At 68.4% G+C, this 12,150-nt stretch carries 14 protein-coding genes; 2 read left to right on the top strand and 12 right to left on the bottom strand.

The genetic code is table 11. The annotated features are described in order from the left end of the window. Nucleotides 1–18: 18 nt before the first annotated feature. The 6 genes from CMC5_RS17660 to CMC5_RS17635 all read right to left on the bottom strand — a co-directional run bounded on the left by CMC5_RS17660 (nucleotide 19) and on the right by CMC5_RS17635 (nucleotide 6,736). Complete coding sequence (locus CMC5_RS17660; protein ID WP_245678491.1) at nucleotides 19–483, bottom strand: hypothetical protein; 465 nt, start codon at nucleotides 481–483, stop codon at nucleotides 19–21. Between the two features lie 257 nt (nucleotides 484–740). After that, a complete protein-coding gene (locus tag CMC5_RS17655) occupies nucleotides 741–1,874 on the bottom strand; it encodes a hypothetical protein (protein ID WP_050435955.1) in 1,134 nt (377 codons plus the stop codon). Nucleotides 1,875–1,930: 56 nt separating this feature from the next. After that, nucleotides 1,931–2,311: a response regulator gene (locus CMC5_RS17650; protein WP_050435954.1), complete on the bottom strand. Its 381-nt coding sequence runs from the start codon at nucleotides 2,309–2,311 to the stop codon at nucleotides 1,931–1,933. 254 nt (nucleotides 2,312–2,565) lie between these two features. Further along, entirely contained in the window at nucleotides 2,566–3,522 is a 957-nt protein-coding gene (locus tag CMC5_RS17645; RefSeq protein WP_050431529.1) for a hypothetical protein, read from the bottom strand. Beyond that, on the bottom strand, nucleotides 3,519–4,400 hold the full coding sequence (locus CMC5_RS17640) for a hypothetical protein (RefSeq protein WP_050431528.1): 882 nt from the start codon (nucleotides 4,398–4,400) through the stop codon (nucleotides 3,519–3,521). The genes CMC5_RS17645 and CMC5_RS17640 overlap by 4 nt, the downstream gene beginning before the upstream one ends. Then, nucleotides 4,397–6,736 carry a TonB-dependent receptor gene (locus CMC5_RS17635; protein WP_082362568.1) on the bottom strand — a complete coding sequence of 780 codons (2,340 nt, stop codon included), beginning with the start codon at nucleotides 6,734–6,736 and terminating at the stop codon, nucleotides 4,397–4,399. The genes CMC5_RS17640 and CMC5_RS17635 overlap by 4 nt, the downstream gene beginning before the upstream one ends. A 149-nt stretch (nucleotides 6,737–6,885) precedes the next feature. On the opposite strand from CMC5_RS17635, the gene CMC5_RS17630 reads away from it, so the two are divergent. After that, nucleotides 6,886–7,389 (top strand): hypothetical protein, encoded by a 504-nt coding sequence (locus CMC5_RS17630; protein ID WP_050431526.1) that lies wholly within the window; start codon nucleotides 6,886–6,888, stop codon nucleotides 7,387–7,389. Between the two features lies 1 nt (nucleotide 7,390). Then, nucleotides 7,391–8,668, top strand: a complete 1,278-nt coding sequence (locus tag CMC5_RS17625) for a hypothetical protein (RefSeq protein ID WP_050431525.1) — start codon at nucleotides 7,391–7,393, stop codon at nucleotides 8,666–8,668. A gap of 121 nt (nucleotides 8,669–8,789) precedes the next feature. Here CMC5_RS17625 and CMC5_RS17620 read toward each other — a convergent pair whose 3' ends face one another. The 6 genes from CMC5_RS17620 to CMC5_RS17600 form a co-directional block, all read right to left on the bottom strand. Continuing rightward, nucleotides 8,790–9,305: a hypothetical protein gene (locus tag CMC5_RS17620; protein ID WP_050431524.1), complete on the bottom strand. Its 516-nt coding sequence runs from the start codon at nucleotides 9,303–9,305 to the stop codon at nucleotides 8,790–8,792. Nucleotides 9,306–9,684: 379 nt separating this feature from the next. Then, nucleotides 9,685–9,831, bottom strand: a complete 147-nt coding sequence (locus tag CMC5_RS44655) for a hypothetical protein (RefSeq protein WP_156338677.1) — start codon at nucleotides 9,829–9,831, stop codon at nucleotides 9,685–9,687. Between the two features lie 136 nt (nucleotides 9,832–9,967). Then, complete coding sequence (locus CMC5_RS17615) at nucleotides 9,968–10,438, bottom strand: hypothetical protein (protein ID WP_050431523.1); 471 nt, start codon at nucleotides 10,436–10,438, stop codon at nucleotides 9,968–9,970. 87 nt (nucleotides 10,439–10,525) lie between these two features. Further along, the gene (locus tag CMC5_RS17610) at nucleotides 10,526–10,963 is read right to left on the bottom strand and encodes a hypothetical protein (protein ID WP_050431522.1); all 438 of its coding nucleotides are present in this window, start codon (nucleotides 10,961–10,963) and stop codon (nucleotides 10,526–10,528) included. 14 nt (nucleotides 10,964–10,977) lie between these two features. Then, entirely contained in the window at nucleotides 10,978–11,148 is a 171-nt protein-coding gene (gene rpmG / locus CMC5_RS17605; protein WP_050431521.1) for a 50S ribosomal protein L33, read from the bottom strand. A gap of 221 nt (nucleotides 11,149–11,369) precedes the next feature. After that, complete coding sequence (locus CMC5_RS17600) at nucleotides 11,370–12,053, bottom strand: DUF1826 domain-containing protein (protein WP_050431520.1); 684 nt, start codon at nucleotides 12,051–12,053, stop codon at nucleotides 11,370–11,372. Nucleotides 12,054–12,150 lie beyond the last annotated feature (97 nt).

The raw sequence follows: 12,150 nt of genomic DNA, 5'->3' as shown, positions 1-12,150 counted from the left end.
TGCGTACGGCCTCGCCGCTCAGGCGTCGGGCATCTCCGCCAGGTTCATGCTGACGGTCACGAAGGTGCCGTAGCTCATGATCGTCAGCGAATCATCGTCGATGATGAGGATGCGCACGCAGCGCGCTGGAGCAGGTGTCATCAGATCCATGTACGGATCCGCCGCGTCGCTCTCGTTCGGCGGCAGTGCCCTCCGCAAGAAGCTATGAAGCTGGCTGCGATGACCGAGGATCAAGCTCGCCTGGGGAGTCGAAGGTCGACGGCCTGACCCGGGCTGCGCGAGCAGAGCGTTCCGGAACAACAGATGAGCTTCGGGCGCCACCAGCAGAACGGCCAGGTCCGTCACCTCGATCCCGTGCTCTGTACAGAAACGCTCCACCTTCGCGCACACGCCACTCTCCACGGTCTGGAAGAGCTGGAGTCGACGCCGCTGCCCCTCCGAGATGCCAGGCTCCCTCAGATACCTGTCGAGATTGCATCTCACGGTCTCATCGCACTCATTCATCATCTCGCTTGCCGCGCCCGTTGCGCCGGGTGGTGAGGCCATCGTGGCCTCGACGTCCTGCACACGGTTTCGCTCCCCCTGCCCTGGTCGTGATGCACGGATGTGGCCAACGAGGGATGCGCCCGCGGCGCTCAGCCACGACGCGCCGACGCCACCACCTGGTGGGAACACCAGGGAGAGCGACGGTGCGTCCGCAGCGCGCGGACCCAGCAGAAAGAGGAAAGCGACGAGAGAACTCAGGGCGTCGCGGGCGCGCCAGGGACCTGGAAGCGACCGATGAGCTCGGACTGCAGCACGGCGCGCTGAGTCGATCCAGGCGGCGCATTGGGCGGCAGGAACTGCGCCCCCAGCTTCTGCCGGATCTCCCCCTGGCTCGGTGCGAAGCCCGTGGGACTCCAGACGAGACTCCCCTTCCCCGAAGACTCGAAGCCATCCAGCGTCGTGGGCCGCTCCGTCGCACCGTCGGGCAGCTTCGCCAGCGCCTCCTCCGCATACTGACGGGTATCCACGCTGAACGACACGGCGCCGTTCGGCTCGATCTTCTCGATCTTGAACACCCGGTAGCGCAACACCGGGATCTTCGCGCCGGGCCACACGAACCGATCGGTCACCATCCACATCGCCCCCACGCCGACCGGCTTGTCTGGCAGCGCTGGCGTGAGCAACCCGATCACCTCGGCCAGCGAGTCCAGGATCGGGCGCAGCCCCTGCTCGGCCCCCTTGGAGAGTTCGATGGAGAGTTCACTGACCGCGTTGTTCGCCGCGAGCTGGTAGTGGATCTCGCTCCCTTTGAGGTTGCTGAACGCGTCGACCAGCTCCTTGGGCAGCCCACCCGGGCTCATCGATGCCGGCACCACCGACGTCAGCTTGGCGCGCATCGCCGTCCCGGAAGGCGCCTCGGCGGGAGCGGCATCTTTCTTCGGCTTGTCGGCCTTGAACGACAGACCGAAGTCGAGGGCGGGCAACCCCTGGCCACCGCCCATGCGCAGGCTGAGGATCACCGACGACTTCTGCTCGGCCTTGGCGTCGTGCTTGGGCGCGAGCGACACCCGCGGCTCGCTCCCTTCTCCGAGCATCTCGATCTTGAACGGCGTGCTCTTCGGCAGCGCCGCCTCCGCCGCGCCCGGCGCGAAGATCCCGTTCTCGGGCGGCCCTTGCCCCGCGGCGGCATTGGCCGTCGGAGCGGGACCACCCACCGTCGCAGCCGACGCGAGCGCCGCCCCCAGCCGCCCCGCGTTCACCGGCAGCCCGGCATCTTCCTCTGTCCCTGACTCGGCCGCCGGGGTCTCCGGCTTCTTCTTGTCGTCGCACCCGGCGAGAAGACCGAGCAGCGAAGCCACCACGACGGCCCCGGCGAAACGTCCGCGCATCCCGATCTGCATGGGCCCGCGGTGTAGCCCCGGACCTCACGCGCGGTCAACCGCGGTCAGCCCGCGGGGCGGTTGGCAGGCTCGAGGCTCCCGATGTACTCCAGCAGCTCCAGCGGCCGGAACGGCTTCGCATAGTACGCGGTCGCCCCGGCACGCTCTGCCCGCTCACGCGACTCCTTGTCGTCGAGCGCGCTGATGATGACGATCGGCAGCGCCTTCGTCGAAGGATCGCTGCGCAGCCGCCCGCAGACCTCGAAGCCGTCCATCGTGCCCGGCAGCATCAGATCGAGAAGCACCACATCGTACGGCTCCTTCAGGGCCAGCTCGATGGCTTCGGCTCCGGTGCGAACACCCGTGACCTCGTGGCCGCTGGCGCCAACCAGTGCCTCGATCATGCGCCGGATGGCGTCTTGATCTTCACAAAGCAAAATTCGCATGGTCGCGCGGCCGGAGGGTCGCACCCGCGACGGCGGACGGTCAAGGGGAACCTGTACCTCCCGGCGCACCAGCGCAGCCCACATCTCCTCCACCCCCTCCGGGCACTACGACGACGGAGAGGGAGGCTGGAGGGATCGCTCCCTGCTGCAATGCGCAACGCCACATCGCGCAGCGCGTGACCCGGTGAGGACACCGCACGCAGGGCGCCTGGCGCGACGCGACAATCACGCTCGACGCCCGGCCAGGAGCTCCCTCACGGCGCGAGCGCCTGCACCGAGCACAGCCCGAGCCCGTTCAGGTGGGCTTGCGAAGCCGAGGACACCAGGACGAACTCCCTCAAATTCTTGTCGGGCAGCGGGATCGACCCCGGGTTGTACACCAGCGCCTGCCCTGCCTCGTCGCGCAGCGGCGCGCCCTCCGGATCGGTGAGATCTGCGAGGCGTTGCCCCGAGAGCTCGTCGAACGTGATCGTCGTGTCGCCGTCCTTGTTCGCCCCCCACATCGGATCGAACCGCAGCCGCGACTGCTCCGCGCCGAGCGTGTCCCAGAACAGGTGGTCCACATGGAACGTCAGCTCTGCTTCCGTCGTCGCGTTGGGCCGCACGATCACGCCGTCGGTGCCATCGAGCCCGTTGGAGCAGTTCCGGTTTCGCGTCGGGTTCTGCAGGCCCCACTGAAAGTCGAAGCGACCCCGCTCCGGGTGGCTCGCCTCGCCGTCGATGTAGTAGGTGAACCGTCCCGCCGCGAGCCGGGCCATGTCCTCCTCGGACACGTTCCCGAGCGGGAGGCTCTCCTCGCTCGCAGGCAGCACGCTGAAGCTCAGCGCATCCCAGCGGCGCGGGGAAAGCCCCTCGATCTCCTCCGCGATCTGGTCTCCGGCGTGCAGATCCGCCACGTACCGCTTCCCCGAGCTGCTCCCCGGCTCACCGTCGAGCCCCTTCACCTCGATGTCACCGAACGACACCAGGTACTTGCGGAACGTGATGCTCCACCCGTCGGCGAAGCGGACCTCCACCCCCTCCTTCACGAACGGGTACCCCTCCCGCGCGGCGCCCTCCCCGCTGATCCGCACGCGCAGCGCACCGGTCCCGCCATCCTCGCCGCCACCGCAACCCACGGCCCAGCAGGACAGCGCGAGCCCTGCGGCGCACCGCATGGCGCGACGGAGCCGGCTGGTCCGGTGGATCTCGCTCCGGTTCTCGCTCTTCATCGACGATCTTCCTCTCCATGCTCGGCGAGCCACGCGGTGAACGCAGACCCTGGAACGCCTGCCGGCGCCAGGCTGCGCGCCCCGATGTACCAGGCGCGCTCGATCTGGCTCCCCTTCGGGATGGGGTAGCGCCCGTCTTCCCCGGGCTCTTCACCGAGCAGCTCCTCGAACCGCGCCTCTCGCAGCCACGACGACGGATGCACCGCCACCACGAGCCTCGACCCATCGTCGAGCACCCCGGAAAGCGGGATCCCTTGCACCCGCCGCTGATCCCCCTCGGCGGGCAGATCCAGACCTCCCGCGAACGGCACCCGCTGCCCCTCTCGCTCGGCCACACCGCTCACGTAGAACTGATGCCCTCGGAGGCGCTCCCGACCGGCGAGGCTCGAGCGCGGCGGATCGAGATGCACCGTGATCGAGCGCGCCTCACCGGCGATGCCAGGCGCATCCACCGTGGGATAGGACGAGGGATCGAGCAGATCCAGCATCGTCTGCCCCAGCCACTCCCCCTTGGCCACACCGCCATCGTAATGGCTGTCCCCCGGGTGCGCGTGCGCGAGCGGCACGAGCCAGCGCAGCGGGGCGAAACGCTCGTCACGGCGCGCGTAGACCGGCGCATTCTCGTAGATGAACACCGGCCCCACCGCCGCCAGCGCCTCGTCCAGCGTGACGTCCCAGCCGGTCGCCGTCGTGAACCTTCCCAGAGGCTGCGCTTCGTCGGCCTCGGCGCGCACCGCGATCTGGAGGCCGATCATCCTCCCTCCCGTGTCGGGCGCACAGGCCGAAGCCCAGAGGGCGACGAGCCCACCCAGGAGCACCGAAGAGACCCTCCCGCGCCCTCGCCGGGGTGTGTCCATCGAACGTCGGACGAACGTCATGACTCCGGCTCCTCGTGATCGAGGTAAGCAGTGAGCGTGCCCAGGACCTGGAACGGCGCACCGGCAATGATGTGGCGCGCAGGGAGCTGCGACGCAGGCGCCTCGGGATCCGCGAAGTTGCTCGGGTAGTTCAGCTCCACCTCCCGGTTCCTCCGGTCGAACAGGTTCGTCATCTCCGCCCCCAGCTCGAACCACCGCCAGCGCAGCCGCGCCGCCGCGTCGACGGTCGCGTAGGGCGCACCGAGCTGCTCGAACGGCAGCGGCCGCCGATCCACGAACTGGAGCCCCACGGCCGCGGTCGCGCGCAGCTTCTCGCCGCGCACCGTGAACGGGTAACGCTCCGACGCGTCGAGCCGGAACACCCACCGCGGCACGTACGGGAGCCTCGACCCCGCCGCGAGATCGAACGGACTCGCGTCGTCCGGAGGCAGGTACGCCTCCGACCAGGTCAAGCTCGACGCCAGATCGAAGCCGATGCCGGGGTGCGTGATCCGCCCCCAGATCGTCGCACCGAAGCGACTCGACGCCCCGATCGGCGTGTTGCGCCCTCGCCGCTCGTCGAAGACCAGATCGTTCGTCACCCGCGTCGCGAAGGTCGACAGGCGCGCCTCCGTCGTGAGAGGCCCTCCACCCACGCTGCGCGTCACCAGCGCCGTCTCTGCAGCGATCACCCGTGCGAACGGCGCCGACTCGCCGTCGGAGAGCGCCTGAGCGTCACTCGATCGGGTCCCGAGCCCCAGAGAGGTCATCCACGAAAGCCACGGCGCGACGATCACCGTCACCACCCCGCGCGGCTGGATCGCAACGCCGAACGCCTCGCTGTAGCTGGACGGCTCGCGCACCCCGGAGCGGTCCACCTCGGGCTGGTTCCTGTCCTCCACGCCGAACAAGAACGAGTCGAGCCGCACACCACCCCGCAGCGAGAGCCAGCGCAGCGGCCTCACGTTCAGCGAGGCATAGGCCGCAGCATTCGTGATCCGCAGACCGTTGTCGAAGTCGCGCGAGTAAGGGACACCATCCGCACGCCGCAGGCGCCGCAGCGTCGCGTCTGCACGATCATGGCGGAAGAAGTAGCCGACCTCCGCATCGCTGCGCCCGAGCCAGTCGAACGTGCGCGTATAGCTCCCGCGCGATCCCAGCGTCACCGCGTCATAGATCTGCTCGGTCCCGTCTCCTCGCTGCGGGGCCCCGCTGTTCCCGACGTCCAGCTCGTACCCCGTGAAATTCTCGCGGCTCCGCAGGTTCTTCACGGTCGCGAAGAGCTGCGCATCCAGCGCGGAGTCTTCTCCCTTGCGCTCGATCTGCGCACCGATCCCGTGCCGCTGCACCGCCCCACCCTGGTTGGGATCGTACGAGCAGAAGAACTGTTCGTCGAAGTCGGAGCCACACCCCGGGACGCGCCGCGCCGCGAGATCGTCGAGCCGGATGACCCCTGCCGTGTCGTAGCGGGCCGCATACGACGTGGCGAGCACCTTGAGCCGCGTGTCCTCGTCGAGCGCCCAGCCGATCTGCCCGACGGCCCGCGCCGCCTGGTGCGCCCGGTTCTTCCCCCACCCGTCGCCCCGGATCCACTCGACGCCCACGAACGTGTCGGAGCCGAAGCCCTTCGGCCCCCACAGCACCGTCGTCTCCGTCCGATTGAACGTCCCGTACCCCGCGCGTGCCACCACGCCGCGGTCCGGCATCCCCAGCGTGTACTCCGCGCTCCCGGCGACCGCGAAGTCCCCCTGCCGCACATCGAACGGCCCCTCCACGACCCGCAGCCGCTCCACAAGGCGGCTGATCATGAAGTTCGTGTCCGCGAAGCCATGCCCGTGCGGGTTCGACGGCTCGTTCAGCGGGATCCCTTGCAAGGTGAACTCGATGTCCTGCCCCTCGCCTGCATCGAACCCGCGGAGAAACACCGCCGACGGGTGCCCCTCGCCGCCGTGGTTTGCCAGGAAGAGCCCAGGCGCCAGCGTGAGCAACCGCTCCGCCGAGGTGCGAGGCACGTCGATGAGCTGCCCCACGACGAGCTGGTAATCGCCACCGGCACGCGGCGCAGGACCACGCCGCGCGCCACTCACCCGGACGGTCAGCGGCCCCGAGGACGGCGTGTCCACGGACGCATCCCCCTCCCCAGCGTCGCTCGGCTCGGACGAATCCGCATCGACGGGCGCAGCGGCGGCGTCTCCCTCTGCATCGCCCTCCGTCACATCGGACGCGCCAGCCGCTCCCTCTTCAGCAGCCTCCGCAGACACCCGCTCCGGAGACGATGCGCCCTCCGGCCCTGGTGGAGCAGGCGCCCCTGGTGCGGGCTGCGGCACCCCCGGTGCGGGCTGCGCCAGAACGACCATCGGAACGAAACCCGCGAGCAGCCCCCATGCACACGCGAACGCTCTATTGATGCAACTTCGTTGCATGTGCTTACCGGCTGATATATTTCACGTTCGTGGTTTGGGCACAAGCACGACGCGCAACGTCACGGGCTGCACGAAGCGACAGGTTGGGGCGTGTTATAGCGGGGATTTCGATCTCTGCGACCCTTCTGGCGCTCGGATGCAGTGGCGGAGGCAACGGAGATCCCCTCGAGAGCGGCTGCCGGATCGACGACTGGCAGTATGAGATCGACGAATATGAAATCAATCATGCGTGCAGCCATGTCGACGAGGGTCCCTTCGGCGAGGTAGGGGCCGACAAGACGCTCGCGAACCTGCACATGATCTACACGGTGCGGCTGACCGACTCCGGCGACGACACATACCGCGGCGAAGTCCGCTTCCGAGCGCGACGGACCAGCCCCCACGTGTTCTATTACCCGGAGGACGTCTACGCGGCGTACCAGGGCGAAGACGGCTCGAACAGCTGCCTCGCGGCGTCGGTGTTCCCCGCCTCATGCCCTGGACTGGGGCGCGCCGACGTCATCGATCTGACGGAGCAGCAGACCGTCAGCATCCAGCTCGGCCCCACGGAACGCCAGAACATCCGCATCATGGTGGAGGCGAAGTGACATGCAGCGTGTGACGCGATCCGGCATTGCGCTGCTCCTTTCGCTCGGCGCCTGCGGCGGAAACGACGACGACGGGGACCGCTCGATCCGACCGGAGATGCACCCCTCCTGGCGACGCGCGCGCGTCGTCATCGCCGACGCGGACGCCCCCCGGCTTTCCCTCATCGACGTCGAGCTGAGCGAACTCGTCGGCGAGGTTCCCCTCGCGCGACCGGCCTCCGCGCTCACCGTCTCTTCCTCGGGCGAACATGTGCTCGTCGCCCACGGCGGCAGCGCCGAGGTCGTCTACGCCGGGGTCGCGCTGCTGGATCACTCGGAGGGCGCCACCGACGCCGACGCCCCTCACATCCACGTCTACAAGTTCCCCCCGAAGCGCATCGACTACCCCCTCGACGGCGTCGGACAGCCGCGCATCACCGCCCACGAGGATCGCTTCGGCCTGCTCTTCCCGGGCGACGACACGGAGCCGGCCCGCGCCGGAAGCGCGCTCAGCTTCGCCGAGGCCACCCTCTACGAGGAGCCCCCCTCCCCTCCCGAGCGCCTCACGCTGCCCTCCCCTTACGCGGGCGTCGCCTTCCCCCTCTCGGGCCGCGTGCTCATCGCTGGGCCCGAAGGCGTCACGGCCCACACCCCGCAGGGCGCCGCAACCACGCTCGCCGACACCTGTGGCGCCTCACCTGCGCTCGCATGGGCGGCGGGCCACGCCGTGCTCGCCTGCGACACGGCACTCCTCGTCATCCAGCGCTCGGGCAGCGACCTCACCACCACGGCGATCCCCTATGCCGACGGCGCGGCGCGCCCGGCCACCCTCCAGGGACACCCCGATCGTCCGATCGTTCTCGCCCACCACGGCGAGGCCGCCCTCACCCGCTACGATCTCGCCGACCTCACCGGCGCTGCCCCTCTCCCCACCCGCCTCTCGTTGCCCGCCGAGCCGTGCGACTTCGGTCTGGAGCCCGGCTACGGCAAGACGGTGACCGTGCTCGCGCAGGACGGTACCATCTACCAGCTCGACGCCGACGACGGCTCCACCCTCGCTCAACGCGACTTGCTCGCGCCCTTCGCCTGCACCGATCTCGTCCGCCCCCGTCTCGCTCAGACCCCAGCGCGCGCCTACGTCTCCGACCCGAGGCAGCGCGAGGTCCACGAGCTGTGGCTCGACCATGCCCTGGAGCGCTTGAACCAGTGGCCGGTCCAGGGGACTCCTTCCCTCCTCGTCGTCGCAGGCATCGACGAAGAAACGCGCAACCTCGGCGACCTCACCGACGTCTCCCGCTGACGCGCCCGGGCGAGCCTCTCGTGCTCGCCCCTCGCCTCGCCCGTCGCCCCCCGTCGCCCCCCGTCGCCACACGGGAGCAAGCACGCCTTCTTCCTCCAGGACAGGAGGCATGGCGCGACGCTCAGTGGGCGTGGCTCGCCTTCTCGACCAGCACGTGAACCTGCTCCAGCGTCGTCGGTCCCAGCGTCAACGTGTAGGTCGCGGTCTCCAGATCCACCGTGACCTTGCTCTTCACGAGCGCGCATCCCGCCGAGCACGGCCCCGTGGAGCAAGCACTCTCCGGCGCGACGGCCGCGCCGTCCGCATCCTGGAAGGCCATCGCGACCTCCTCCGTCGAGAAGAACGCGAACTCCGCGGCCTCCCTGGGAGTGAACGTCACCAGCCCGTGAAAGCTGCCCGCTCCATCCTCCACGAGCGCAACCTCGTACGACACGTGCGTCTGCGCCAGCGCAGGCGCCGATGCAGCGACCTCCGCCGCCGTCACCGACTGGAACGGCCCCTCTTCGAGGTGCTCACAAGCATGATCGTCCCCGTCCTCGGTTTCGTGCTCGTGCTCCTGCTCGTGCCCGTGCTCATCACCCCCGCATGCAGCAAGGGCCAGCGCGCTCAGAAACACCATCGCGAAGCGGTAGCTCATCGTCTCTCCTCATGAAGGCGCGGGAGTGAGGGTTGCGCGAGGCGGCATCTGCCTCCCCGCAGCGCGTCGGCTCTACCATTCCACCACGCAATTGCAATCGAGGATCAGGCAAATCCCGCTTGCAAGATTGCACATTCAATCGGTCATGCAGATGGTGCGCGGTCCCGTCGTCCGCCCCTGGAGGGTCGTGTCCCCACCCACCGAGGAACTCCGTCGAACGCTTGCGCATCCGTCGATCCACGCCACGCAGCGACGAATTGCACGCAGGAATGCGCCCGTCCCCCCGGAAGCGTGGCGTCCTCGACCGGACGCCCCTCGCGCGCTCGAGCTCAGTGACAGTGATCGCCGTGGCAATCGCTGGAGCAGCAGTCGGCATCACTCACGCAATGGTCGCCAGGATCACCGCACGTGCCCGCGCCCCCTTCTCCACCATGCCCCCCGTCGCCGTGATCATGACCTCCATCGCCATGATCATGCCCTCCATCTCCATGATCGTGCCCTCCATCTCCATGATGGTGGCCACCATGTCCCCCCTCTCCGCCCGACGACCCGCCGTCGTCGTCGCCGCAAGCAGCGAGCGCGAAGGCCGCCGTGAGGGCCAGAAGCCAGGAAAGAGAGCGCATGTTCACCTTGATCTTCATCCGATGTTCCTCGTGTTTCATTCATCCGGTCGGTTCGTCGGCTCGCGTGGGCAGAATGGGTGCCCAGACGAGCCGCGCGAGCAAAGCGTCGTCGATGAGAACGCCTCGTTCGGCGAAAACGAGCACATTACGCGGCTCGTCGGCGTGGTCCTCGGCGACGAAGAGAATGCCGCGTCCCTCGCCGTTGTATCCGAGCTGGACGATGGCATTCTTCAACCATCGCCCCCCGTTGACCTTCAGCTCCTCCGGCAGCGTGTAGAAGCCCTCCGTGGGGAGCCGCTTCAGCGTCGCCGCCCAGCTCGGAGCGCGCAGGACGACCACGGGCTCTCCCCAGAACCAGCGGTTGCGTCGATTCTGCCCGGGCCTCACGACGAACGGGACACCGCCATCGCGCGTGCCCACATAGACCAGCACGCCGGCAGGGATCGCCTGCTCCTGCCCGGGATAGGGCGCCGTGGTCCGGTACAGTCCAGGCTGGGGCGATTCGATCATGATCTCGAACTCCTCTGCGTCATGAATGGCGGCTCATGGGCCAGCGTGGATGGCGTGGTGGCCCGTTTGCTCCCTGCGGGCGCACGCTCAGTGCAGGTGTCGTGCTGGAGGCGCGTCGCCCACGAGCGCCAGCACCTCGGGAGCGCCCGGCGCCGAGACCACGGTGTACACCTCCGCCCCCTGCTGGTTGAGCTGCGCGATCCACCCAGGAAACCGCGAAGGCGAGAGCCATGAAGGAGCCTCCTGGAGGCACGCGCCGAGGTCACGCATCCGGCCTCTCGCGACGCACAGACGAAGATCCATCGCCCTGACGCGCCGTACATCGTGTGGCCCCTCGCCGCTCCGGAAGGCGACCACCACGCGCACCTCGTCCGAGCCAGGTGTATGCCAGAGCGACATCGACAGGTCCGCATCCCGGCGCTGCATCGCCACCCCTCCAGACAGAGCGGGGCGAAGAGGCACCCAGCCCGCGCGCAGGAGCTGCGTGCAGAGGGAAACGGCCGAGTCCTCGCGTGGGGCGGTCATGGCTCCCACGGCTGCTACTTGCCGCCGCCCTTCGAGATCTTCCCCTCGGTGAAGACGACGTGCTTGCGGACGATCGGATCGAACTTCTTGATCTGAAGTTTCTCCGTCATCGTTCGCTTGTTCTTGGTCGTGTAATAGCAATAGCCAGTGCCGGCGGACGACACGAGCTTGATGACATCACGCATGTCAGCCCTCCTCGATTCGTGACGACGCGCGATGAAGCGCGGCACGAGACGAGCCATGGCGCGCGGACGCGCCTTCTGTGGTGCGTGAGCGCACCTCCGTGGAGCGAGGTCACGCGGCGCGCGCCTCGACGCCGAGGAAGCTAGATCAACCTGGAATCACATACAACCCAATTGCATCAGCATTCAAGTAACGACACATGATGAATTCAGCACACATGGCCTCACGGGACGGCGTCGAGGGTGAGCACCAGCCGCCGTAGCCGGGCAGCCGCGATCGGCGGAGCCCTGTGAACGGCGCCGTTCCCTCCATTGCCCGGCCACCCTTCGCCCTTGAGGAGCAGCACCTCTCCGGGCTTCGCGCCACGAGCGGCGCCCTCATTGCCCTGGATCGAGCGATTGGCCACGTCGATGGCCAGATCGTAGCGAGAGAGCAGATCACGTCGCACCGCGTCGTTCGGGATCCACTCCGTCCCGGGACCGGCGTACGTGCAGAAGAGCCGGAGGCCGACGTGATCGACATGGAATTTGCGACAGACGTCGCGCGCCGAGAGGCTGAGCGTGGCCCGGACCCGACCACACCCGGCGAGCCCGGCGAAGCGGACGGAGAGCTCTGCGATGTCCGCGCCGAGCATCACCCGTTGCGGCGACGCTGGCAGCGCGATGACCAACGCTGACGGGTCCGGTCGGACACGAGAGAGCACGCGCTCGGCTTCGAACGTCGCCGCGGTCGCCTGCCGTGAGGCCCAGGTGAGGAGATCCGGATCGAGCCTGCGCCGCCAGAGACACAGATTCACGGAAGGCCGCAGGATGGACGAGAGTCCGGTCGCTTCGAGCACGGTGAGATGCGCCGCGGCGCTGCACACGGGGACCCGTCCATGCATCACGGCGCCACCGGACCAGCTCATGACGTCACCCTCCGCTCCGGCGCAGGCCTGCCACGCATTCGCGATTGCAGAATGAACATTTCGACTTCAATGCTCTTCATCATGCAACTCGATTGCA

The organism is Chondromyces crocatus (genome assembly GCF_001189295.1).
GTDB lineage: Bacteria > Myxococcota_A > Polyangia > Polyangiales > Polyangiaceae > Chondromyces > Chondromyces crocatus.
Note: the sequence above shows the minus strand (reverse complement) of the source record. Positions and strands in the feature narration are given on the sequence as shown.